Consider the following 24555-nt stretch of genomic DNA (forward strand, 5'->3'; position numbering starts at 1 on the left):
AGTGACTTTACCTGTAGTAAATGGCTTTATCCCTATAGTTCATCAAAAATTTAGCTTTTTTGAGTTGTTTCAACAAAATATTCCAATAACCAACCGATTCAACTGTTGTTAAAAGGTCGTTAAAACCGGATAATGTCGAGTGAATTTTTACGGTAAACTGATCAATGTCTGAATATTTTTTACTTCTCGTTAGTACAGTTCTGGTTAATAACTTTGTCTTGGTAAAGTTTTTGGGCCTTTGTCCATTTATGGGGGTTTCTAGTAAATTAGAAACGGCCATAGGCATGGCAATGGCGACAACGTTTGTATTGACCTTGGCATCGATGTTTTCCTACTTATTAAATCACTATATTCTTATGCCGATCGGCCTAGAGTACTTAAGAACCATCGCCTTTATTTTAGTTATCGCTGTTGTCGTGCAATTTACTGAAATGGTCGTTAACAAAACAAGTCCTAAGCTTTACCGTTTATTAGGTATATTTTTACCTCTGATCACAACGAACTGCGCTGTATTAGGTGTTGCCCTTCTCAATGTAAATGCGCACCATGGATTTTTAGAATCTATTGTATATGGCTTTGGCGCAGCAGTTGGTTTCTCAATTGTTCTCGTCTTGTTTGCGTCAATGCGTGAACGTTTAGCTTTTGCCGACGTTCCGCAAGTATTTAAAGGCTCCGCTATCGCAATGGTCACTGCGGGCTTGATGTCTCTGGCATTTTTAGGATTTACGGGGTTAGTTAAAATATAATGGTTAGTGTATTTTATGCCTTGTCTGCTCTGGTTTTAATGGCATTAATTTTTGGTGCTATTTTAGGCTATGCGTCGGTTCGATTTAAAGTTAAAAGTGATCCATTAGTTGAACAGCTCGACCAGCTATTGCCTCAGACTCAGTGCGGCCAATGTGGCTATCCGGGCTGTAAACCTTATGCCGAAGCCATTGCCAATGGCGATGACATAAATAAGTGCCCTCCTGGTGGCGACGCGACGATTAAACTAATCGCAGACCTAATGGGAGTCGAAGCTGTCTCGTTGGACGCCGCACATGGCGAAGAAGATGTTAAAAAAGTCGCCTACATTCGAGAAGATGAATGTATTGGTTGTACTAAGTGTATTCAAGCTTGCCCAGTCGATGCCATTGTCGGAGCGTCAAAAGTTATGCACACCGTTATTGTTGACGAATGTACTGGCTGTGATTTGTGCGTAGAGCCTTGCCCTGTCGACTGTATCGACATGGTACCGCTTCATACTGGAGCAGCAAATTGGAAATGGGACTCGCTTGTGATCCCAACAAAAACCGTAGCGTAGTCGGTAGGTAAATAGTGCAATCTGAACTCACCCTTATTGAACAAGTTAAACTCGGCAAGATCTGGGAATTTCCCGGTGGCATAAATCCACCTGAGCGAAAGTCGTTGTCAAACCAAACTGAGATTGGCAATTTTACCACTCATACTTTATATATCCCTATCCAACAACATATTGGTGTCGCCGGGAGCCTATTAGTTACTAAGGGCGAATCCGTATTAAAAGGTCAGGCATTAACGAGTCCTGGTGAAGGCCTTTCGTTACCAGTGCACGCACCAACTTCTGGTGTCATTTCAGATATCATTGACCACGTAGACGCACATCCGTCTGGTAAAACCGTATTAACTATTGTCCTTGAAGCCGATGGCAAAGATCTTTGGGTAAACAAAAACCCGCTGTTAAATTGGCAAGAACTCGACCGAGATACAGTGGTAAAGCATATACAAGCCGCTGGAGTTAGTGGACTTGGTGGCGCGAGTTTTCCGACCTACGTCAAATTATCTCCCCATAAAAATATTGACCTGCTCATTTTGAATGGCGTTGAATGTGAACCTTACATCACAGCCGACGACGTTTTAATGCGTTATCACGCCAATGAAATTGTCCAAGGTGCACAAATAATCCAGCATTTAGTTGCAGCTAAACTCTGCGTAATTGCAATTGAAGATAATAAAACAGAAGCGATTGCTTCAATTGAAAAAGCGTTAGCTGACGTTGCTGATATTGAATTACGAGTTGTTCCCACCAAATACCCTTCTGGCGGTGAAAAGCAGTTAGTTGAACTTATCACGGGTCTGCAAGTTCCTTCTGGCGGTATCCCGGCAGACATTGGTATTGTGATGCAAAATGTCGGAACCAGTTTTGCTGTAAAACGAGCAACAATCGATGGCGAAGCCTTGGTTTCTCGAGTAGTAACAGTAACTGGCGAACGGGTGAAAAATCCACAAAATCTATGGGTACCTTTAGGGACACCAATTAAAACATTACTGCAAAACGTCGGTTATTCTCCAGAAAAAACACCTCGATTGATAATGGGTGGACCTATGATGGGCTTTAATATTGTCGACGACATGATGCCGGTTGTGAAGAGCACTAACTGTATTTTGGCCCCTAGTAACTTTCATTTACCAGAGCGTGGTGTTGAGCAAAACTGCATCCGATGTGGTCAATGTGCTGACGCTTGCCCTGCCGAATTATTGCCACAGCAATTACAATGGTTTGCGAAAGCTGATGAACACGAAAAGCTTAAAGAATACGACTTGTTTGATTGCATCGAATGCGGTGCTTGTGCCTATGTCTGTCCATCACAAATTCCTTTAGTGCAATATTATCGAATTGCAAAATCTGATATTCGTCAAGCTGAAGAAGAAAAGCTCAAAGCTGAAAAAGCGAAACGCAGATTTGAAGTTCGTCAAGAGCGACTAGAGCGAGACAAGCAAGCTCGGTTATTAAGGCATAAAGAATCCGCTGAAAAACGCAAAAAAGCATTGGCTCAAGACGGTAGTGCAAAAGATAAAATTGCAGCGGCCCTTGCTCGAGCAAAAGCTAAAAAAGCAACATCTGAAAATACTGATGATTTAGCAGCGAGTGATACACCTCAGGATAAAGTTGCAGCAGCAATAGCCCGCGCGAAAGCCAAAAAGTTAAAATCAAGTAAGGTATCTGTTGATAACTCAGCCGATTCAACGCCAGAAGCATCCCTAGAAACATCGCTAAAAGCAACGGATACGGCACCAACGACAAACCCTAATAAAGATCGTGTTGCCGCCGCTGTCGCTCGCGCCAAAGCGAAAAAGCTTGCCAAAGAAGAGCAAGAAAAAGTCAAAAATGACGCTGAACTTAAAAACGAGACCGACCATAAAGGTCACGCAGACGCTGCTGACAAGCCCGTCAGCGAAGCGCAAGTTGACAAGACATTAACAGCTGCGGAAGAACGAAAAGCCAAAGTCGCGGCTGCTGTTGCTAAGGCAAAGGCCAAAAAACAAAAAGCGGCTGCCGATGAGCCTAATCAAGAGCCAACGTTAGACTTCGTCGATAAAGCAAGTGCCAAAATATCTAATGAAGATAAAAAACGCTCTGCTGATGATGAAAGAAAAGCCAAGGTTGCTGCAGCAGTAGCTAAAGCCAAAGCCAAAGCCAAAAAGCAAGCAACTGAAAGCGAAAATTCAACCAATACTAGTGATAAAGAAACACCTGATTTAAACGTTGCAGACGATTTGAGTCAAACACCTGAACAAATTCGAAAAGATAAGGTTGCTGCGGCAATAGCTAAGGCCAAAGCAAAAAAAAATGCCAATAATGACACAGACAACGGGAGCAACAACTCTTGAGTTTACTCACTAATATGTTTGTTAGTTCCCCACATGGAAATTTAGGGTTGACAACAAATCAGATGATGCGGATTGTTGCCTATGCAACGTTACCAGGCCTAGCAGCACAAATTTATTTTTTTGGTTGGGGTAGCCTAATTCAAGCTATTTTGTGTATTAGCACCGCTCTTATTGCCGAAGCGGTGGTGTTAAGTTTGCGAGAAAAACCAATTCGTCGAACGTTATCCGACGGTTCTGCAATGTTAACCGGCTTGCTACTGGCACTAAGTATCCCGCCATTAGCGCCTTGGTGGATTGCCGTAATAGGTACTGTATTTGCGATAATCGTAGTCAAACAGTTGTATGGCGGAATGGGATTTAATTTATTTAACCCTGCGATGGCAGGTTATGTCGTGTTATTAATTTCATTCCCAGTAGCAATGACAAATTGGTTACCACCAACAGAATTATTGCAACACCCGATGGCCTTTGGTGATGCGTTTTTGGCAGTATTTACCGGCTTTACTTATGATGGTTACAATTTAACGCAATTAAAAATGTCAGTGGATGGCATTACGATGGCGACACCGTTAGACCATTTTAAAACAGAACAAATATTAAATTACACAACTACCGAAATACTTAATTCCCCTTTATATGGTGAATATGGCGGTACCGGCTGGCTGGAAGTAAACCTAGCCTTTTTGCTCGGTGGCCTTGCGTTGTTAAAACTGGGAATTATTCGATGGCATATCCCAGTAGCTGTTATCGGTAGTTTAGGGGTTTGTGCTTTGTTAGGAATTACTATTGCGCCTGATCAAACTTACCCACTAAGTTTTAGTCTGCTATCCGGCGCAACGATGTTTGCGGCGTTTTTTATCGCAACTGATCCCGTATCTGCGTCGACAACAAATCAAGGTCGTATTGTATATGGCTGCTTTATCGGCGTTATGATTTACATTATTCGAATTTGGGGCGGTTACCCTGATGGCATTGCATTTGCTGTGTTATTGGCAAATATGTGTGTGCCATTAATTGACCACTACACTAAACCGGTGACATACGGCCACAAACGTCGTCGGGAAGCTAAATCATGAAAAACAAATTAGCGTTTCTTAAAACAAAACAAAACGCCCTATTACTGACAAGTTTTGCAACAGTTTGTACGCTTGCAGTGTCGCTTACTCATATGTGGACAGCGCCGCTTATTGAGCAGCAAAAGCAGATAGCCGTGCTAAACAGTCTAAACGAGTTGTTAGATCCTGCAAAATTTGACAATAACCCTCTGTTAAATTGCACAAAATTAAGCGTACCTAAGATAACAGGCAGTGATTTGCCACAAACGTTTTATCGCGCCACATTAAATGGCCAACCTTACGCCACCGTTTTCCAAACTCGCACAGAACAAGGTTACAACGGGTTAATTGAGTTATTAGTCGCTATTGATAATAACGGTGTCGTTCAAGGTACACGAACGCTAACGCATCAAGAAACGCCTGGTCTTGGAGACAAAATCGAACTTGCTAAATCTGACTGGATCTTAAGCTTTAACCAAAAGTCAGTTCGCAGTGAAGATGATGACAAGTGGAATGTGAAAAAAGATGGTGGTCGATTTGACCAGTTCACTGGGGCAACAATTACCCCGCGGGCTATAGTTAAGCAACTAAGACAGTCCGTTTTTCAAGCTCAACAAAATTTCGATAACATATTTGCCTCACCCAACGACTGTTTGGCTTCGTCAAATAAACAAAACCAGTCCTTAACAGCTAAGGAAAATAGTGATGAGTAATGACAGCAATGTCGCTGACCCTATCGATGATTTAGTCGATAATGACCAACCCCAGGCTAGCTCATTTGACTGGCGCAGTATTACCTTCCAAGGGTTATGGAAAAATAACCCGGCGTTAGTGCAATTGCTTGGCTTGTGTCCTTTGCTCGCGGTTACTAATAGTGTCACAAATGCGTTGGGTTTAGGTTTGGCAACATTACTGGTTTTGGTTGTCTCAAATCTAACAGTATCCCTTGTCAAAAACTGGGTTACAAAAGAAATCCGAATCTCAGTATTCATTATGATCATTGCGTCTTTTGTCACCATTGTGCAGTTGCTTATGAACGCGTATACCTATGAGTTATATTTATCACTTGGTATTTTCATTCCTTTAATCGTTACCAATTGCGCGATTATAGGACGAGCGGAAGCGTTTGCTTCTAAAAACCCTCCAAAAGAAGCAGCTCTAGATGGCTTAATGATGGGCCTTGGGTTCGCTATCGTCTTAGTCTTTTTAGGCGCGATCCGTGAAGTACTAGGCCAAGGTACATTATTTGACGGTGCTCACCTTTTACTGGGGGATTGGGCAAAAGCACTAAAAATAGAAGTATTTAAAGTAGACCAAGCGTTCTTACTCGCGATTTTACCGCCAGGCGCCTTTATCGGTATGGGATTTATTATCGCTGGAAAAAACTACATCGATAACAAAATCGCTCAACGTCAAGCAAGTTCGAAACCGAAAAAGTCAGTTACACGCGCCCGTGTTACTCACGTTAATTAGTAAAAAGATACGTTATGAATAAAGAAAAACGTTACGAAATCCTCACTCGGTTGCGCGCTAATGATCCGAACCCGACAACCGAATTGGATTTTACTTCACCCTTTGAGCTACTTATTGCCGTATTATTGTCGGCCCAAGCCACTGATGTAAGTGTTAACAAAGCAACGGCGAAATTATTTCCAATTGCTAGAACCCCAGACGAAATGTTGAAACTTGGAGTCGATGGTGTAAAACAACACATTAAAACAATTGGCTTATTTAATTCAAAAGCTGAAAACACCATTAAAACGTGTCGAATTTTGGTTGAACAACACAATTCACAAATACCAGAAAACCGCGAAGCACTCGAAGCTTTGCCTGGTGTAGGTCGGAAAACGGCAAATGTGGTACTAAATACCGCATTTGGTTGGCCTACAATTGCTGTAGACACCCATATTTTTAGATTATCCAACCGAACCCGTTTTGCCCCTGGGAAAGACGTGGTAGAAGTTGAGAAAAAACTTATTAAATTTGTTCCTAAAGAATTCAAAGTTGACGTTCACCATTGGTTTATTTTACATGGTCGATACGTTTGCACGGCTCGCAGACCTAAATGTGGTGCGTGTATAATTGAAGATCTTTGTGAATTTAAAGAAAAAACAGATTAGAGCAGAACCGAACACATGCCTGTTATTACCGCGATTTTTGCAGCAGTCCTTAGTGGCTACCTTTTTTATATAGACTGGCCTATTATCGCCGGTATTCTTTTAATTTTTGCAGTTGGGCTTTACCTAACGGCCAAACCAAAAAGAACCCTAGACTTTACCGATTTAACACCAAGTCAGATTGACGAGATCAAGCAGGGGAAACGCTGATAATGACCATTCTTATCGCGATAACCGGCGCTTCGGGTTCTGGTAAAACAACTTTAGCAGAAAAACTAAAAAGCCAATTGGGTTCAAAATACAACGTCGATATCATCAGCATGGATGATTATTATAATGCGCAAGACGACCTACCAATGGTTGAACGTGAGCGTACAAATTACGACCAGCCAGCGGCATTTGATTTACCTTTACTGGCGACTCAACTTGAGCAAATAAAATCCGGCAAACACGTTTATAAGCCTAATTATGACTTTACTGTGCATACCCGATGTCAGACAACAGACGTAATTGAACCTTTAGATATCTGCATAATTGAAGGCATTTTACCGATTTGCAATGACGAGTTAGCGCAAAGTTACGACCTCAAATTTTACTTGGATATCGCCATCGAAACCTGTTTAGAACGCCGAAAACGTCGAGATATAGTTGAACGTGGCCGGACCGAAGAATGTGTCGAAAGACAGTTTAAAGAAACCGTTATCCCAGGTTATAAACAATATATTGTCGCGCAAAAAGACCAAGCGGACATTTGTCTAACAGGTCAGGAATCGTTAACAACTGTTGCCAAAAAAATTGAGCAATTGCTTCCTTAGGACATCGCTTAATATAGACCGATAGTGGGTAAAACGAACAAAGTATAGTCTCAATTCTATGGCAAGTTTAATTAGTTAGTATTGATATTGACTTGCCAATAGACTATTAACTTGCCAATAGGAAGCGAAGCAATTCTTCGTATATCAAACCAAGTCCTGGTGAATTTTATTATTCGTTTTAAAATGGCGCTAATTTTCACCAACTCTGACCCCACAGATCCTCTTTGTCAGAGTTAAAGCGTAGAAACCCACCTAGATAAAAGATAGAATACATCACATTATTATGTGAGAAAACATTGGAATTTGACGTTGAAATTTACGAATAAAGAAGTGCTGATATTTGATTTGGACGGGACGTTAATTGACAGCGTACCTGATTTGGCACTTAGCATTAATCAGATGTTAAAAACATTGAACATGCCTGCGTTTTCTACCGAGGTGATCCGCAGCTGGGTGGGTAACGGTGCAGAGGTTTTAACCAAAAGAGCCTTATCTGGAAATATTGAAATAAACCCAGAACTTGATCCTTCATTTGTTACAAAGGCCCTTACTATATTTTTAGACTTCTATGAAAAAAATGTTTGTGTAGATACCAGTGTTTATCCACACGTTAAAGCGACTTTAGAAAGCCTTTACAGTAGCGGTTACCGCTTAATGATTGTCACCAACAAGCCTGAACAATTTGTTCGTCCAATCCTTGAAAAGCTAGGCTTAAACAACCTATTTGAAATAGTGGTTGGTGGCGACAGTTTGCCTAAACGAAAACCAGATCCAATGCAGTTAGAATACGTTTGTGACAAGCTATCCGTTGCGCCATCAAAGTGTCTAATGATTGGGGATTCCAAAAATGACATTTTTGCCGCGACTGCCGCTAATATGGAAAGCATCGGTTTAACCTATGGTTATAACCATGGTGAAGACATAAACACGCACGGAGCAAGCCTAGTATTGGCGAGTTTTGCAGATATCCTTGGTTCTTTAGAACCTACAACAGTCGTTGCTCGTTAATGAAGTACCACGGCGTTTTCATCAATCGTAATCTAACTTCAAATAATAGCTAATCGTTTTGGATCAAAATACTAAACAATCAAATATCCGCATTGGTATCATTGGCGGTGGTGTCGGGGGCGCAACCATCGCATTGCAGTTGAGTAAGCAAGGTGCAAATGTTGTACTATTCGAAAAAGAAACGAGTTTAGTCAACGGGCCACCAATGTGTCACCTGCACGCCGGTGGTAATCTATATCGAGAAATTTCAGATCAGCAATGTATCGAGTTGTTAAAACAATCGATAAGTACAGTAAGACTTTATCGCGATGCAATTGACTATAGACCAACGATTGTTTCAGTACCTATTCACGATCAAGGTCACCCCAATGATGTCATTACGCGGCTAAAGAAGCTCCAGACTGAATATGCGAAGTTAATAAACACGGATCCAGAAAACCAAGTTTTGGGCCCAGCATCGCAATATTTTACCTTGTTTGAACGTCAAGAAATCGAAAACCTGGCTCAGTTACCGACACCAAACCAACCCGAAACACCTGAGCAATGGATGATCGCCTTTGCCAAAAACGTCGATTTAACACAATTGAAGTTTCCGTTAATATTGGTCCAAGAATACGGGATCAGCGTATTCCGACTCGCGGCAATTACAAGTTTAGCGCTTGAAAAGAGCAAAAACTGTCAACTACTGACAAATACTAAAGTCACCTCTGTTACTCAAGATAGCGCCAAGAATAAATGGGTAATCGAAGCAGAACGCGAAGGAAAAAAACAGCCCTTTGAAGTCGACTACCTAATAAATGCCTGCGGTTTTCAAACTGGTACCATCGACGACATGGTTGGCCTGCAACCAAAACGTATGGTGGAATTTAAAGCGGCCTATATTAGTCATTGGTCTAGTCATCAGAATAATTGGCCTGAGATTATTTTTTATGGTGCTAGAGGGACCAAACATGGCATGACACAATTAACGCCATACCCTAATGGTTATTTTCAAATACATGCAATGACCCCTGAAGTTACCTTATTTAAAGACGGCATTGTTTCATCAAAATCAGGCAGCGCGCAGCCTCAACTACCTACTAAATATTTAACAAAAATAAACAGCCAATGGGATCCGCAAATCATTAATAACCGAACCATTAAAGCAATTGGTAAAGTGGCTGGGTTTATTCCAAATTTTGGCGACGCATCGGTCGGCGGCCCTCCCATGTTCGGCGCACAACAAATACCTGGAGTTGACCCGACGTTACGGGTAGCCGACGTCTCTTTTCAACAAAATAAATATGCGAGATGTGAGATTGTTAAGGCGTCTTCCGCATTACCCGCGGCACATACCATTATCAATAATTTGATTGAGCAAGGGTTGTTGCCGAGCAACACTGCATTCAACAGCGTCGTTTCTATTAGCAACCACTTAACGGAATTGGAAATTAGTGAACGAGCTGAAAATCTAGCGTTAGAAAGAAATTTCCCACAAGCACTAGCTGGGCGAATTTGCCCAAATTAACAACGAGCAAACGCTGCAAACAGTAAAATAAAAACATCAAACCAGAGTCGTCCCTACGATTTTGGGGACCTCTATTAGGCGACTGAGAAGCGAAATAACCACTTTTAGTTAGTCTGATAGTAAAAGCTGTTGTCTGAAACTTTTTGAACAACATCGTATTTCAAACCGATATGGCTATAATCGCCAGAAGTTGGAATCGTTGAATTATGGTTAATTACAATCCCCCAGTGGTTATCGGCAATCCCACCAAAAATGATGTTAAGGCTCTCTTTATTTACCTTGGTGATTGCAGCAACGTTATACTTAGCCATTTGTTCTCTAAGAGCGTAAGTAGCCTCCGATAACGTCAACATATTGGGAGCTTCATCTAGTTTGGAAAGTTTAAAGTCACCAGACGGGACAAAACCGGCTTGTTTAGATGGATAGTAGGTAATTAGCCCAGCAGGACTATAAAACGTATTATTGATACGAAATACATGTAGCTCTGTTTGTTGGACAATATACAGATTTTTATTTTGTCTCAACATTTGAATTTCACTCTTTGAACCTGCTAAAAACTGCTTAATAAGCTCAATTCTTTGTTGTTTACATTTTGACTTTTTGCATATTGAAATACTAGGCAAATTGGAAAGTTGCTTCTGATTGAAATTCAAGAACCGACTTCCTAACACGCCAAAATTAAAATTTGCAAAGGCTTGCAAGTCGTCATTATTAACCAATTTTGTTGGGCGAATATCTAACAAACTAAACGGAAAGAACGAAGGGAGATATGCGAGTTGTTTGTCCGTCTTAGGGAGCATGTTGTCCGCATGCCTAAGCAGTTCTTTGTACTCGTTATTGATATCTTCATTGAAATAGGATGGCATACTTGCATTTACTGATGTGGTAATTATTAAAGTACAAAACAATAAAACAGTTCTCATCATTTGTTATTCCAAATCCCTATAAATAAAGAGTCATTATAAAATTTCAACATAATACTACTAAACAAGGTAGGCTAGCTCAATGTCTGCAATTCGATCAAAACGTTCCCATATAGATAACTTCTGTAAATTTTTTATTACCCATAAAAAAACCGAGGCGTTGTAAAAACGCCTCGGTTGTTTATTGTCTTTTTTACGTCTAAAGCTCTTTTTTCTAACTTAACCTAAAAGACCATTTGAATACCAAAGGACGGGATAGGAATTTCTGGAAATTGATACTCGGGCTCCCGTTCTGTGTAATCTTCGTTATAGTCATATCCCGACAGGCTTTTTTGCCCATATAAGTTTAAAACTTCAAAATAAATATTGGTGTCGTTACCAAACATCTTAGTTTCGTAATCAAGTCTAATATCTAAACGGTGAAACGCTTCTAAGCGTTCTGAATTAAAGTCGCCTTCATTTGGATCGTAGAATATCGGTTCTTGGCTTTCATCCGGTTGACCATTTTCATCTAACGGATAAACGGGCGTTGCACCGTTTATAGGGGTATACAAGGAACCACTTTGGAAACGCCAGCGCAACCCAAGTTGCCATTCGTTATTGATTTCATAGTTCCCAACCATGTTAACTATCCAAGGTAAATCATAGACATACCGAAAACTCTCATTCGTTATATTGTTGTTACGTTCGGTTTTACTGTACGCAACACTTAACCAGCCATACCATTTCGCGGAAATAGCTTTATTTAGTAGGAATTCAATACCATAAGCATCACCCTGTCCTTCATTAACATAATTGTTGCCGTCGCCACCTTCTGTCGGGTCGCCGTATTCGTTAACTTGGTATTGTGGATTACTGACAATTAAGTCGTCCATTTTTTTGTAATAGGTTTCTAAACTCCACGCCCAGTCAGATTCACCTTCATGCTCGATACCAAAAACATAATGTTTTGCTTTAGCCAGTTTTAGATCTGGAGAACCAAAGGTTTGGGAAAGATATTTATATTCACGGAACCACTGGTGATGTTCACCATAAGCGAGTTTCATTCGATAATCGTTATTTAGCTGATATCGAACCGCTAATCTCGGTTCAACAAAGGTTTCGTTTGTATAGTCGTTAGTACTTGCGGCAGCACCGAGTTTAAGTACCCAATCTTCTGCAATATCCCAATCGTAGTCGGCAAATAAATTAACAAAATTAACGTCTATCTTGGCTACTTCGAGTACCGAATCGGCATAATAGCTTGGCGGACACACTTCAAACTCCGGGTTACAAGGCTGTAACTTACCAGATACCGAATAGTCCACGGATTGTGATCGAAGTTCACCACCAATGGTTAACTCCCCGTACTCGACAGATTGGTTATTAATGACCTTCGCTAGATAATCTATGGTTACCGCGTCGAGATTAACTATCTGGCCAATGGCTAAGTCTCCGTTACGTTCAAGGCGGTTAACAATAAACTTAGTTTCACCGTAGTCAGAATAATTAGTCCAGATAACAGATTGGTTATGGTAGAACTGTTCAACGCCAATGCCACCAACTAAGTCTGGGTTTTGTTTAACTTCTTTTGACTCATCAGCAAACAAAATTCCGACTTCGTCATTAGAGCCTGTCGCCTGAACGACGAGCTTATTGTTGCCGTCGACATTATAAAGATATTTAAACTGGTAATCGTTATTAATTGGGGCTTGCGTGAACTGAAAATCTTCGTCATCCAAAAAATTTTCGATATAAAGATGAATTAAACTTTGACGATAGGCAAAATAAAATGCGGACTTGTCTGACAGACGACTTTCAACCAAAATACCCGTGCGAAGAAAACTTAAGTCCACCGTCGCGGTAAAATCCGTCATGCCTGGTTCACGCAACTTGGTGTCGATAACACCACCAATAGCGTCAGCAAAATCAGACTCCCATGCCCCTGTTTTTAACTCGAAGCTTTTAATTAAATTAGGATGGAATGTACTCACACTGTCATTATGGAAAACATTACCAATAGGCACATCGTCCGATTGATAATACATATCAAACGGTGAACTGCCTCTAACGGCGGGGGCAAACCCATTCGCCAACACAACTCCAGGCAAGCTTTCTACTGCTCTAATGGGATCATTACCTGCGCCTGGTACTTTTAATATTTTTTCTGAACTTAGCTCTAAACCTGAATCTTTAGAGCCAATGACCCGGATCTTTTCAACTTCTTCAACAACTTCCGTCTCTGCTTCTTCTGCACTTAGTGCCCAAGACAAACAGATTGTTGTTCCAAACACCGCTAGTTTAATGCTTCTTCCTACTACACTTTTATTCACGATTTCTTCCCATAATTAGTCGCGTGGCATATACATCGATTTACATTGTACCTTGAGTACGGTATTAGTAATTAATTCGATCATAATCCTAATTTATAAAAATCATATGTCACGTAATTCACTGTATTTATTTTCACTTATCATCCTCTGCTTGGCATTGGTTTCATGCGCCAATACCCCTAAAAGCATTATCGTAGTAAGCAAAGTTGAAGATATTCCAGACATAACAAAAATCTATCAAAAGTCATTAAGCCACTTAAAGGTTGGTATGACTACATATCAAGTTAACGCCTTGTTTCCAGAATTAGAGCGGGAATGTTATGCATCTGGTATTTGCCATTTTACGGTATTCATTGAGCAGCAGATTAGGTTAGACCAACGACTTACCGACCTGAATATTCTCTCTGGTTCGCTAATTTCATTGCTAGCGCTGACTTGTGCTTTGTCTTCAGACACATGTGGCACCGCTCTGGCTGCCGCGGTCAATGTCGGAATAGCAACTTCTTTGGAGCACAAAAATATAACCGGCGATATCAATTCTCATAGTCTTGTTACGCTCGTCCAATTGATAAATACCAATACCATTGGTATGGATGGGCAAACCACGACTCGTTCAGGCCATTACTCGTCAGCAAAGCCAACAGGTATCATGACACTACTGCAATGGATTAACATTGAGTTTGATCAAGGAAAAGTAACATCATGGGCAATTAATGAACCACTTGAGCAGTACAAACCAAAGACCTTTAAAAACGAATTACCCGATTTAGAAGACGCGTTGTGAAAAAATACCCACAATGCGTACTTATTCACTTTTTTAGCATATTTATGATTGATATTTTTTAATGTTTCTGTGATGATTGCGCCTTTAGAGTAAAATACCTAATTTGTAATATTATGACGAAAAACAAATCTACAATACCTTGCCTTGTTTTTGGCGCTAGCGGCTATGCTGGCGTTGAATTAGCGCGCATGATAAACGGTCATCCTGCACTTGAACTTCATTCACTTTTTGTGTCTGCTAATAGTGCTGATTCAGGTAAAACCTTGTCTTCTTTGTATCCTCAGTATACTGGTATTATCGATCACGTTTTAGTTGCAGGTACCGATGAATCAATTGCAACTCATCTAACAGAATTAAACAAACACACTAAAGCATTTGTTTTCTTAGCGACACCACACGAATTTAGTCACGACATCGCAACATCACTCGCGAGTGAAAATGTAATCGTATTGGATTTATCTGGTGGCTTCCGCCTGCAGGATAAAGCTTTATATCCTGAGTATTATGGCTTTGAACACAAATTCAGCGAACAACTCCCAGCAATTCCCTATGGGCTTGTTGAATGGAATGCAAAAGCCTTAATCGGTAAAAACCTCATTTCATTGCCAGGGTGTTATCCAACAGCATCGCAGCTTGGTTTATTGCCATTGACGACAAATCAGTTATTAACTGACACCTGCAAACCCGTAATCAATGCAATTAGCGGTGTAAGTGGTGCCGGCAGAAAAGCCAATCTTGGCACCAGCTTTTGCGAATTGAGCTTAAAACCTTATAACTTGTTTGTTCATCGTCATACGCCTGAAATCGAACAAGGTGTTGGTAGAGAAGTTATATTCACGCCACATGTCGCTAATTTTGAACGTGGTATTTTAGCAACGATTACAGTGCAGTTAAAAGACGACGTGACTAATGATGATATAAATAACGCGTTTTCAAATGCCTATGACGACCAACCTTTAGTTAGATTAAGAGATACAATTCCGACGATTAAGGATGTGGCATACACACCGTTTTGCGACCTTTACTGGCAGAAAAAAGGCAATGACCTGATTGTCGTTAGTGCAATAGACAACGTGTTAAAAGGCGCGGCTTCCCAAGGCATACAATGTGCTAATATTATGATGGAATTGCCGCAGGAAACTGGACTTTTAAATCAGGTAGGTGGTAACTAATGACACCTTTAGTATTAAAAATTGGTGGTGAAGCACTTACTAATCAATTGGCTTTGGATGAATTTTTAACGCAAGTCAAAATCATTCAAAAAAGCCGCCCAGTGATCATTGTTCATGGCGGCGGTCCGCAGGTTGAAGACGTAATGGCAGCAACCAATTTATCAACGGAAAAAGTTGACGGTGTTCGCGCGACTCCATTAACACACCTTCCGTATGTGATTGGCGCGTTAGCAGGTATTGCCAGTCAGCAGTTACTAGCCGCATGTAAAAAGAATGGCCTTAATGCGGTTGCGTTAAGCCTTGCCGATGGCGATTCATTTACAGCGACAGTAAAAGACAAAAAACTTGGTGCAGTTGGAAAAGTAGAAGCTAAAAGCAACGAGACGTTCACAACACTATTAAATAGTGGTCACCTTATCGTATTAAATTCAATAGGATGTAACGACAGTGGCGACAGCTTAAATATTAATGCCGACGACGCTGCTGTTGCCGCCGCACAAGTGGTTAATGGTGATTTATGTTTATTGTCTAATGTCCCGGGCGTGCTAGACCAAAACAAACAAAAATTTGCAACATTAAATCGAGAAGAACTCGACAAGCTGATAATTCAAGGAGTAATTAGTGACGGCATGGTAGTGAAAGTTAACGCTGCCCATCAAGCCGCTCTAAGTTTACGACGACCTGTAAATATTGGAAGTTGGCAGGACTCTTCTGCACTCAAAGAAATTTCAGAGGCCGGTGAAATCACCCTAGGCACTCAGATCCAAATTTAGAATTCAGGTAATCATTATGAGCAATAAAGTACAATCAGTATTAGGTGACTTAGACCTAACAGCAGAACAAGCAGCAGACGTAATCGCCCTTGCAATCGACATGAAAAAAACACCGGAAAAATACGGTGATGCCCTAAAAGGCAAGTCTGTTGCAACTATATACGAAAAACCATCATTAAGAACTCGTGTCAGTTTTGACGTGGGCGTTCACAAAATGGGCGGTCACGCCGTTTATCTAGACCAACAAAACGGTGCGATGGGCAAACGCGAAGATGTTGCTGACTTCGGTGCTAATTTGTCTTGTTGGTGTGATGCAATCGTTGCACGCGTAATGGACCACAACACTTTGGTTCAGTTGCAACAAGCGGCATCTGTTCCTGTTGTCAATTCGTTGTGCAACCTATATCACCCATGCCAGGCTTTAGCGGATTACATGAGCTTGCATGAATTATTTGGTGAACTTAAAGGCTTAACCTTGGCTTATATCGGTGACGGTAATAATGTAACACATTCACTGATGTTGACCGGCGCACAACTTGGCGTTAATTTGGTGGCGATATGCCCTGAAGGTTATACCGTTGATGCCGAAATCGTTTCGCAAGCGCAGAAGATTGCCGCTCAAAATGGCGCAACTATTACGGTAACTTCTGACTTAAATGCGATAGAAAAAGTCGATGCAATTTACGCCGATACTTGGGTATCAATGGGCGACGACAAAACGTTAGAAGATATTATCGATGTATTCCAACCGTACCAAGTAACGTCTGAATTAATGGCAAAACTTGGCGCACAGTATTTTATGCATTGCCAACCTGCTCACCGTGATGAAGAAGTGACAGCAGACGTTTTAGATTCTAGCCAGTCGATAATAATGAGACAAGCTGAGAACAGAATGTGGGCACAAAACGCATTGTTGCATACACTAATTGTAAAATAGAAATCAGTTCTTAGTTAAGAGCTAACAAAATTTGAAATAAAGAGATATTTAACATGGCTATTAAGCAAAACAAAAAAGTAAACAAAATCGTATTGGCCTACTCAGGTGGACTAGACACTTCAGCGATTATTCCTTGGTTAAAAGAAAACTACGAAGGTGAAAACGGTGAAGTTGAAGTCATTGCATTTGCAGCAAATGTTGGTCAAGGCGATGAAGAACTTGAAGGCATCGAAGCAAAAGCCATTGCATCAGGTGCAAGTGAATGCCACGTAATCGACCTACGTGACGAATTTGTTAACGATATTATTTTCCCAACTTTAAAAACTGGCGCTATTTACGAGAGTGAATACTTACTAGGGACATCACTTGCTCGCCCAGTGATCGCGAAAGCTCAGGTTGAACTTGCCCTTAAATTAGGTGCAGACGCGATTGCACACGGTTGTACTGGTAAAGGTAACGACCAAGTTCGTTTCGAAAGCACAGTAGCTGCGTTAGCACCACAACTAGAAATTATTGCGCCATGGCGTGAATGGGACATGGAAAGCCGTGAAGATTTGTTGGCTTACCTTGTTGAAAAAAATGTACCTACCACGGCAAGTGTTACTAAAATTTATAGCCGTGACGCTAATCTTTGGCATATTTCTCACGAAGGTGGTGAGTTAGAAGATCCATGGCAGGAGCCAACAGACGGCGTTTGGACTTGGACAAAATCGCCAGAACAAGCACCTGACAAAGCAGAATATGTTGAGTTAAGTTTTGAAAATGGTGAGCTAACAAAAGTTAATGGCACTGCATATTCAGGCGTTGATGCAATTACAGTGCTAAACGACTTAGGTGCAGAACATGGCGTTGGTCGTATCGATATCGTTGAGAACCGTTTAGTTGGTATGAAGTCACGTGGTTGTTACGAAACACCTGGTGGCACAATCTTATTCAAAGCATATAAAGGCCTAGAAACGTTAATTCTAGACAAAGAAACGCTTAAATACCGTGAGTCACTTGGCCATGAATTTTCGCACCTTCTTTATGATGGACGTTGGTTTACACCGCTTCGTGAAGCTATCCTTGCCGGCGCAACTTCATTAGCACAAGACGTCACCGGTGACGTCGTGGTTAAATTGTATAAAGGAACAGCGTCAGTCGTTAAACGTCGTTCTCCAAACAGTTTATATTCAGAGGACTTCGCGACATTTGGTGCGGATGATGTTTATGACCAAAAACATGCTGAAGGGTTTATTCGTTTATATAGCTTGTCTAGCCGTATTAAAGCGATGACCAAAAACAGCCAAAAGTAATTTAGATGAAAGCGATATGACAGGGTTAATTTCACTGTCATATTGCTTTGTTATTGTAAGCCTAGTTTAATATAAAATTAGTTTCCCAATCTTCGGAGTAATGTATGAGTTTATGGGGCGGCAGATTTACTGAGGATTTAGATCCCTTTTTTAAGCAATTTAATGACTCTCTGCCATTTGATTATCAGTTAGTTGAGCAGGACATTGTCGGCTCAAAAGCATGGGCGACTGCCATTTGTGAAGCAGGTGTTATTTCAGAATCTGAATTAACAGACCTCAAAGCTGCGCTTGATGAATTACTGAGTGAAGTAAGGTCAGGCCAGAAAAAAATCACTGATGATACCGATGAAGATATTCATAGTTGGGTTGAACGAAACTTAATTGAAAAGGTCGGTCAGTTAGGCAAAAAATTACATACCGGTCGCAGCCGTAACGACCAAGTCAGTACAGATTTGCGTTTGTGGTGTAAAACCACAGGTGAAATGCTGCAAGACAACTTAAAAGACATTCAGCAAACGTTAATTACCATTGCGAATGATCATACTGATACTATTATGCCAGGTTACACGCATCTACAGCGTGCCCAGCCAATTAGTTTCGGTCACTGGTGCATGGCCTACGTAGAAATGTTTTCGCGCGACCTAAGCCGTTTACGTGACGCTTTATATCGTCTGAATTTCTCACCATTAGGCTCAGGTGCTCTCGCCGGAACAGCCTATCCAATTAATCGTGAATCATTGGCTCAAAACCTCGGTTTTAATGCGCCAACATTAAACAGTTTAGACGCCGTTTCAGACCGTGATTTTGTTTTTGAATTGATCAGTGCGGCAAGTTTAAGCATGATCCACCTGTCCCGTATGGCAGAAGATTGCATCTTCTATAATACTCAGGAAGCAGCATTTTTAAGCTTTGGTGATGCCGTTACAACAGGATCATCTTTGATGCCTCAGAAGAAGAACCCAGATGGTTGGGAACTTGTTCGTGGTAAAACAGGCCGAGTATTAGGGGCATTAAATAACATCGCCTTTTTACTTAAATCTTTGCCACTGGCTTACAACAAAGACATGCAAGAAGACAAACCTTGTTTATTTGATGCATTAACAACCTGGCAAAACTGTTTAGTTATGGCAAACCAATGTTTAATTAACATTAAAGTTAATAAAGACAATATGTACAAAGCTGTATTAAAAGGCTTCTGTAACGCCACTGAACTAGCCGATTACTTGGTTTCTAAAGGCATGCCGTTTAGAGACGCGCATGACGTTGTTGGCGAAGCTGTTCGTTTCTGTATTGAACAAAACTGTACGCTAGAAGCTTTGAGTATCGAGCAATATCAACAATTTAGCGACTTAATTGCCGATGATTTATACCCTTGGCTTGATCCGCTCAACGCGATTAATCAGCGTAACGTCACCGGCGGTACTGCGGTTAATCAAGTTCGTAATGCAGTTGACTTCTGGCAAACTCAAATCACTCAAGCTGATAAAGTTGTGATCCGTGACGCACGAATGACTGACGTTAACGAAATTCATGACATTGTTGCCGTTTGGACGGAAGCTGGGGATACTCTGCCACGAACAAAAGACAGTATCATTCATGATATTCAAGATTTTGTTGTCGCAGAAGATCTTTCAAATCCAGATGAACCAAAAATTATTGGTTGTGCGAGTTTGTACATCTATCAAACTGGTCTTGCAGAGATCCGTTCTGTAGGTATTACGCCAAAAGCACAGGGCAAACGTATTGGTCAACGACTAATTAGCCGGATATTGCGCCATGCTCAGGCGATCCGATTAAATAAAGTAATCGTTCTAACCCGTGTACCAGAGTTTTTTGGCAAACAAGGTTTTGTCCCAACAGCAAAAGAATCTCTTCCTGAAAAAGTTTTAAAAGACTGCGAAGCGTGTCCGCGTAAAGATAATTGCGATGAATTTGCAATGGAACTCAATATTGGTAAATATGCGGTAGGTTTTACTGAAGTGCCATTGGATATGAAAACCGGAACAATCCGTACGGCTTTTGTTGAGTCTTAACATCAAACTCAACTAAATAAAGCTCATAAAAAAAGAGTATTAAACATAAGTTTAATACTCTTTTTTTTACATTGATTTTAGAAAATTAAGTTCTGAGCCAATTGTCTAAGCAAGTTGCTATTAGTGACTAATCACCAAATAAATCAGGGGTTGGATCAACCGTAACGGGAATTTGTTGCTGGCGAATTTCAATCTGCTTTTTAATCCAGCGAATTTTTCGAGATTTACATAACTTAATAACGTGACGTTTTCCTTCATCACTAAGCTGCATCCACTGATATCGTTCATCGCGGTTACGAAAACACCCTTTGCAAAAGCCGTTTGTGCCATTTTGACAAACGCCGATGCATGGGCTGGGGATGTGGAAAAGCTCTAATTGTGGCATACACAGAGTTTAATTTAGACACGCGGCCTACGCAAGGGGATTGCGTCACCGATTATATTCGCATTCATTAGACATAAAAAAACCCGCTAGTGCGGGTTTTGATGATCCAATGTGGATTTATTCAATAAGGTCTGTAGGAAATGAAGCACGAACTTCTTTCCATACTTTACCTGAGTCAATACCATACTTTCTAATTAAGTAAATTGCTTCATCGTGTTTGCCTTCTTTTGCAAACATTTCAAGTTCTTTATAGTAGTTTTTGGCAAGTACGCGGGCTTCATCTGTAGAAAAATAGTAGCCGGCAATTTTTGACCAAAACCCTCTAAATCCATTTAGAACTAAGACATAAATGGCATTACCTGACGCATGGGCTAATTCGTGATTAAGATAATAATCCATATCCGCAAATTCTTGCGGGTGGTCTGATACAGTCTGGGCTTTTTGTGCTAATTCGATAACTTTCTCAGGATTGTTTTTAATCGCAGCTCGAATATAAATTGCACTTAAATTTGTTCTAGCAGACAACAGTTGGTCAATTAAATCTGCTGCACTATCAATATCAAGCTTAGCAAGCGTTGATAGAATATTGACGCCACAGGTTTCCCAAAAGTTATTAACCTTAGTTGGTTTACCATGTTGAATTGTAAGCCAGCCATCTCTAGCTAGTCTTTGGAGAACTTCACGTAATGTAGTGCGTGTCACGCCAATCAATTCTGATAATTCGCGCTCCGCTGGTAAAATAGACCCTGGAGGAAATCGATTGTTCCAAATTGAGTCAACAATGTATTCTTCTGCAAAACCGGCCGGACTTTGTGCTTTTATTATTTTCATTCAGCTATCTGCTTCTATTGGGTGACTGGACTGATTGTACCAGATAAGTCCTAATGCACAACCACCTATTTATATAACTTTTAGTTGGAATAATTTGAACTTTCACAGTATTTATATAGGATTAAGATAGTTTTTTTAGTACATTAGCTCAACAAAATAAGAGTGAATCCATCACCCAACAATAATTTAAGGAAGGTAATAAAAGTATGCAGCAATCTACTGTAAATGCTTTTTATCAGAACTTTTTAGGAAACTCTCCTGAATGGTACAAATTGGCGATCATCGCTTGTCTTATTATCAACCCAATGCTTTTTGCACTTGATCCCTATGTCGCTGGCTGGGCATTAGTATTAGAATTCATATTTACATTAGCGATGGCACTTAAGTGTTATCCACTTCAGCCCGGCGGTCTGCTTGTTATTGAGGCTGTTGCAATAGGAATGACTTCACCCGGTCATATCGAAGCAGAAATATCTCAAAACTTGAGTGTTGTTTTGTTATTGATCTTTATGGTCGCGGGTATTTTCTTTATGAAAGACCTGTTGATGTTTTCATTTACAAAACTACTGATAAAAGTTAAATCAAAAATTGCGCTGTCACTAGCGTTTACCTTTGCATCCGCTTTTCTATCTGCATTTCTAGACGCCTTAACGGTTGTTGCGGTTATTATTACCGTTTCCACTGGTTTTTATATGATTTACCACAAAGTAGCATCAGGTAAGCCCGGTAATCATACAGATCACGACCACACTGAGGATGAACATTTTGACACGCCAACGCGCAGTGAATTGGACGAATTCCGCGCCTTTATGCGTAACATTATGATGCATGCTGGTGTTGGTACTGCCCTTGGTGGTGTTTGTACTATGGTTGGCGAACCGCAAAACTTGGTTATCGCAGAACGTGCTGGATGGAATTTCATTGAATTTGCTTTACGTATGTCACCTGTGACCATTCCGGTTTTAATTGCTGGTTTAATAACAACGGTATTACTTGAAAAACTAAAGTGGTTTTCTTATGGCGCGGAACTGCCAGACACAGTCCGTCACATTCTTGTCGAGTATGATAAAGAAAGCGACTCAAAAATGACGAAACGCGACAAAGTTAAACTATTTTCACAAGTATTCATCGCGATTTGGTTAATCGTTGGTCTAGCATTGCACCTTGCGACGGTCGGCTTGATTGGTTTATCGATCATCATTTTGGCAACAGCAATTGCCGGTATTACTGACGAACATCAACTTGGTAAAGCATTTGAAGAAGCCCTTCCCTTTACCGCTTTGTTATGTGTGTTTTTTGCAGTCGTCGCTGTAATTATTGATCAGCAGCTATTTGCTCCAGTTATTCAATGGGTTCTCACTTTTGAAGGCAAAATGCAGTTGGTTATGTTCTTTATCGCCAACGGTTTACTTTCTATGGTCAGTGACAATGTGTTTGTCGGTACGGTATACATAAATGAAGTGGCAGCCGCATTAAAACAAGGCATCATCACTCGTGATGAATTTGATTTATTGGCTGTAGCAATTAATACAGGAACAAATTTACCGAGTGTTGCAACGCCTAATGGTCAAGCTGCGTTCTTGTTCTTATTAACTTCAGCGTTAGCACCATTAATTCGATTATCTTATGGCAAGATGGTTTATATGGCCCTTCCTTATACTATCGTATTGTCAATTGTCGGTTTAATAGCGACGTATTACGGGTTGATGGACTGGACTCAAACTTTATACGACATGAATTTGATTGAACACCACTCTGCTGCTGGTAGTGCAACTGAATCCGGTCATTAATCAATGGGCAATAACCAATCTTTATCTTCATGGCCAGCACTTCGCTGGCCATGGCTTTTATTAGCCCTCAGTGCTTTTACATTCGAAATTATCGCCTTGTACTTTCAGTATGGAATGGGTTTAGAACCTTGCGTAATGTGCATATACCAGCGTACCGCGGTATTTGCCATAATGGTTGCGGCTTTACCTGCTGCCTACGCTCCTACAAGCTTGATCGCTAGATTAATAAGCTTTAGTGGTTGGGGAATTGCCAGTATTTGGGGTTTGATCATCGCGAAGCAACATGTTGCTATGCAAGATCCTGACAACTTTATGTTGCTATTAAGTTGCGACGCATTTCCAAACTTTCCAAGTTGGCTAGCGCTGCATGAATGGATCCCAGCATTTTTTGAAGCACGTGGCATGTGTGGTGACATTGATTGGTCATTTATGGCAATGTCGATGCCCCAGTGGATGACAGTAATATTTAGTTTCTACTCACTCACCTTCCTGATATTTTTAATAAATCGGCTAATAACCGAGAAAAAGATTTAACACTTTCAATTAAAGCCGCTTAAGCGGCTTTTTTTATAACTATACCTAATCTAACTTTCTTTCCATAAAGCCAATATTACAAAAACATAAGCGGCGTCATTTTTCCGCCACCGGCAACCCATTGCCGCAGAAAGCACTTATAACCCTTATAAAACAACAAGATATAGATTGGCACATATACTGCTTTGAAAAGAGTCCTTAAATCAAACTAATGGAAATAGGGTCTTTCTGATGAAAAGCTTACTAACAAAAATAAAAACAATAACAGTTGTAACGGCAAGTCTATTCACTTTAGCAGCAACAGCAAATGCGCTACAAAACAATAAATCACAGCACGAAGCTGCGTATTTAGTTCAAGGCGCTAGTAATGCAACAATGACATCACTAGTTCAAAACGTTGGTGGTGAAGTTATCCACAACTTCTCTGTGATCCAAGCAATCTCTGCAGAACTAAACGAAGATCAAGTTAAACAAATTTCCGAAATGAACCCTTTAGTTCGTTTTACAAATAAAGACGTTAAAGCTGAGTCAAAAGACGAAACTGCGGGCGTTATCTGGGGCCGTCACGGCGGTCGTGTTGAAACTGCGGGCGTTATCTGGGGTCGTCACGGTGGTCGTGTTGAAACTGCTGGCGTAATCTGGGGTCGTCACGGC

The 24555-nt window shown here is 40.8% G+C and carries 23 protein-coding genes; 19 read left to right on the plus strand and 4 right to left on the minus strand.

Features of this window, described 5'->3' with window-relative positions:
• Positions 1-164 precede the first annotated feature (164 nt).
• From rsxA to KO525_RS17275, 10 genes are all read left to right on the plus strand, one after another.
• On the plus strand, positions 165-746 hold the full coding sequence (gene rsxA / locus KO525_RS17230) for an electron transport complex subunit RsxA (protein WP_215965070.1): 582 nt from the start codon (positions 165-167) through the stop codon (positions 744-746).
• The gene (gene rsxB, locus KO525_RS17235; RefSeq protein WP_215965071.1) at positions 746-1303 is read left to right on the plus strand and encodes an electron transport complex subunit RsxB; all 558 of its coding nucleotides are present in this window, start codon (positions 746-748) and stop codon (positions 1301-1303) included. The genes rsxA and rsxB overlap by 1 nt, the downstream gene beginning before the upstream one ends.
• Positions 1304-1317: 14 nt before the next feature.
• A complete protein-coding gene (gene rsxC / locus KO525_RS17240; protein ID WP_215965072.1) occupies positions 1318-3630 on the plus strand; it encodes an electron transport complex subunit RsxC in 2313 nt (770 codons plus the stop codon).
• 14 nt (positions 3631-3644) lie between these two features.
• On the plus strand, positions 3645-4706 hold the full coding sequence (gene rsxD / locus KO525_RS17245) for an electron transport complex subunit RsxD (protein WP_215965161.1): 1062 nt from the start codon (positions 3645-3647) through the stop codon (positions 4704-4706).
• Complete coding sequence (rsxG, locus tag KO525_RS17250) at positions 4703-5398, plus strand: electron transport complex subunit RsxG (protein ID WP_215965073.1); 696 nt, start codon at positions 4703-4705, stop codon at positions 5396-5398. Before rsxD ends, rsxG begins: the two co-directional genes overlap by 4 nt.
• Positions 5391-6158 carry an electron transport complex subunit E gene (locus KO525_RS17255; RefSeq protein ID WP_215965074.1) on the plus strand — a complete coding sequence of 256 codons (768 nt, stop codon included), beginning with the start codon at positions 5391-5393 and terminating at the stop codon, positions 6156-6158. Before rsxG ends, KO525_RS17255 begins: the two co-directional genes overlap by 8 nt.
• A 14-nt stretch (positions 6159-6172) precedes the next feature.
• Positions 6173-6805 (plus strand): endonuclease III, encoded by a 633-nt coding sequence (gene nth, locus KO525_RS17260; protein WP_215965075.1) that lies wholly within the window; start codon positions 6173-6175, stop codon positions 6803-6805.
• Positions 6806-7014: 209 nt separating this feature from the next.
• The gene (udk, locus tag KO525_RS17265; RefSeq protein WP_215965076.1) at positions 7015-7617 is read left to right on the plus strand and encodes a uridine kinase; all 603 of its coding nucleotides are present in this window, start codon (positions 7015-7017) and stop codon (positions 7615-7617) included.
• A 309-nt stretch (positions 7618-7926) separates the two neighbouring features.
• Positions 7927-8625, plus strand: a complete 699-nt coding sequence (locus KO525_RS17270) for a phosphoglycolate phosphatase (protein WP_215965077.1) — start codon at positions 7927-7929, stop codon at positions 8623-8625.
• A 58-nt stretch (positions 8626-8683) separates the two neighbouring features.
• Positions 8684-10132 (plus strand): FAD-dependent oxidoreductase, encoded by a 1449-nt coding sequence (locus tag KO525_RS17275; protein WP_252736645.1) that lies wholly within the window; start codon positions 8684-8686, stop codon positions 10130-10132.
• 104 nt (positions 10133-10236) lie between these two features.
• On the opposite strand, the gene KO525_RS17280 is transcribed toward KO525_RS17275, so the two are convergent.
• Entirely contained in the window at positions 10237-11058 is an 822-nt protein-coding gene (locus KO525_RS17280; protein WP_252736644.1) for a hypothetical protein, read from the minus strand.
• Positions 11059-11279: 221 nt separating this feature from the next.
• Positions 11280-13367 (minus strand): TonB-dependent siderophore receptor, encoded by a 2088-nt coding sequence (locus KO525_RS17285; RefSeq protein ID WP_215965078.1) that lies wholly within the window; start codon positions 13365-13367, stop codon positions 11280-11282.
• Between the two features lie 106 nt (positions 13368-13473).
• Here KO525_RS17285 and KO525_RS17290 point away from each other — a divergent pair, with 106 nt between their 5' ends.
• The 6 genes from KO525_RS17290 (at position 13474) to argH (ending at position 20361) form a co-directional block, all read left to right on the plus strand.
• Positions 13474-14151, plus strand: a complete 678-nt coding sequence (locus tag KO525_RS17290; RefSeq protein WP_215965079.1) for a hypothetical protein — start codon at positions 13474-13476, stop codon at positions 14149-14151.
• 113 nt (positions 14152-14264) lie between these two features.
• Positions 14265-15323: an N-acetyl-gamma-glutamyl-phosphate reductase gene (gene argC, locus KO525_RS17295; RefSeq protein WP_215965080.1), complete on the plus strand. Its 1059-nt coding sequence runs from the start codon at positions 14265-14267 to the stop codon at positions 15321-15323.
• Complete coding sequence (argB, locus tag KO525_RS17300; RefSeq protein ID WP_215965081.1) at positions 15323-16096, plus strand: acetylglutamate kinase; 774 nt, start codon at positions 15323-15325, stop codon at positions 16094-16096. The genes argC and argB overlap by 1 nt, the downstream gene beginning before the upstream one ends.
• Positions 16097-16112: 16 nt before the next feature.
• On the plus strand, positions 16113-17033 hold the full coding sequence (locus KO525_RS17305; protein WP_215965082.1) for an ornithine carbamoyltransferase: 921 nt from the start codon (positions 16113-16115) through the stop codon (positions 17031-17033).
• Positions 17034-17086: 53 nt separating this feature from the next.
• A complete protein-coding gene (locus KO525_RS17310; protein ID WP_215965083.1) occupies positions 17087-18328 on the plus strand; it encodes an argininosuccinate synthase in 1242 nt (413 codons plus the stop codon).
• Positions 18329-18432: 104 nt separating this feature from the next.
• Positions 18433-20361: an argininosuccinate lyase gene (gene argH / locus KO525_RS17315; RefSeq protein ID WP_215965084.1), complete on the plus strand. Its 1929-nt coding sequence runs from the start codon at positions 18433-18435 to the stop codon at positions 20359-20361.
• Positions 20362-20488: 127 nt separating this feature from the next.
• Here the strand turns inward: argH and KO525_RS17320 are convergent, their stop codons facing one another.
• Positions 20489-20746, minus strand: coding sequence for a DUF1289 domain-containing protein (locus tag KO525_RS17320; protein ID WP_215965085.1), 258 nt, complete (start codon positions 20744-20746; stop codon positions 20489-20491).
• Between the two features lie 117 nt (positions 20747-20863).
• Entirely contained in the window at positions 20864-21577 is a 714-nt protein-coding gene (gene fadR / locus KO525_RS17325; protein WP_215965086.1) for a fatty acid metabolism transcriptional regulator FadR, read from the minus strand.
• Between the two features lie 206 nt (positions 21578-21783).
• Here fadR and nhaB point away from each other — a divergent pair, with 206 nt between their 5' ends.
• From nhaB to KO525_RS17340, 3 genes are all read left to right on the plus strand, one after another.
• Entirely contained in the window at positions 21784-23367 is a 1584-nt protein-coding gene (gene nhaB, locus KO525_RS17330) for a sodium/proton antiporter NhaB (protein WP_215965087.1), read from the plus strand.
• A gap of 3 nt (positions 23368-23370) precedes the next feature.
• Positions 23371-23901 (plus strand): disulfide bond formation protein DsbB, encoded by a 531-nt coding sequence (gene dsbB / locus KO525_RS17335; protein WP_215965088.1) that lies wholly within the window; start codon positions 23371-23373, stop codon positions 23899-23901.
• 231 nt (positions 23902-24132) lie between these two features.
• A partial coding sequence (locus KO525_RS17340) for a hypothetical protein (RefSeq protein WP_215965089.1) occupies positions 24133-24555 on the plus strand: 423 nt, incomplete at its 3' end.

Source organism: Psychrosphaera sp. B3R10 (genome assembly GCF_018861025.1).
Taxonomy (GTDB): Bacteria; Pseudomonadota; Gammaproteobacteria; order Enterobacterales; family Alteromonadaceae; genus Psychrosphaera; species Psychrosphaera algicola.

Bases quoted from the DNA above. Each gene is read 5' to 3' on its own strand.
- argC (WP_215965080.1), top strand. From the start codon at position 14,265: ATGACGAAAAACAAATCTACAATACCTTGCCTTGTTTTTGGCGCTAGC.
- rsxD (WP_215965161.1), top strand. From the start codon at position 3,645: ATGTTTGTTAGTTCCCCACATGGAAATTTAGGGTTGACAACAAATCAG.
- argH (WP_215965084.1), top strand. From the start codon at position 18,433: ATGAGTTTATGGGGCGGCAGATTTACTGAGGATTTAGATCCCTTTTTT.
- KO525_RS17310 (WP_215965083.1), top strand. From the start codon at position 17,087: ATGGCTATTAAGCAAAACAAAAAAGTAAACAAAATCGTATTGGCCTAC.
- nhaB (WP_215965087.1), top strand. From the start codon at position 21,784: ATGCAGCAATCTACTGTAAATGCTTTTTATCAGAACTTTTTAGGAAAC.
- dsbB (WP_215965088.1), top strand. From the start codon at position 23,371: ATGGGCAATAACCAATCTTTATCTTCATGGCCAGCACTTCGCTGGCCA.
- rsxA (WP_215965070.1), top strand. From the start codon at position 165: ATGTCTGAATATTTTTTACTTCTCGTTAGTACAGTTCTGGTTAATAAC.
- KO525_RS17305 (WP_215965082.1), top strand. From the start codon at position 16,113: ATGAGCAATAAAGTACAATCAGTATTAGGTGACTTAGACCTAACAGCA.
- KO525_RS17290 (WP_215965079.1), top strand. From the start codon at position 13,474: ATGTCACGTAATTCACTGTATTTATTTTCACTTATCATCCTCTGCTTG.
- KO525_RS17320 (WP_215965085.1), bottom strand. From the start codon at position 20,746: ATGCCACAATTAGAGCTTTTCCACATCCCCAGCCCATGCATCGGCGTT.
- rsxB (WP_215965071.1), top strand. From the start codon at position 746: ATGGTTAGTGTATTTTATGCCTTGTCTGCTCTGGTTTTAATGGCATTA.
- fadR (WP_215965086.1), bottom strand. From the start codon at position 21,577: ATGAAAATAATAAAAGCACAAAGTCCGGCCGGTTTTGCAGAAGAATAC.
- argB (WP_215965081.1), top strand. From the start codon at position 15,323: ATGACACCTTTAGTATTAAAAATTGGTGGTGAAGCACTTACTAATCAA.
- rsxG (WP_215965073.1), top strand. From the start codon at position 4,703: ATGAAAAACAAATTAGCGTTTCTTAAAACAAAACAAAACGCCCTATTA.
- KO525_RS17280 (WP_252736644.1), bottom strand. From the start codon at position 11,058: ATGATGAGAACTGTTTTATTGTTTTGTACTTTAATAATTACCACATCA.
- KO525_RS17255 (WP_215965074.1), top strand. From the start codon at position 5,391: ATGAGTAATGACAGCAATGTCGCTGACCCTATCGATGATTTAGTCGAT.
- udk (WP_215965076.1), top strand. From the start codon at position 7,015: ATGACCATTCTTATCGCGATAACCGGCGCTTCGGGTTCTGGTAAAACA.
- nth (WP_215965075.1), top strand. From the start codon at position 6,173: ATGAATAAAGAAAAACGTTACGAAATCCTCACTCGGTTGCGCGCTAAT.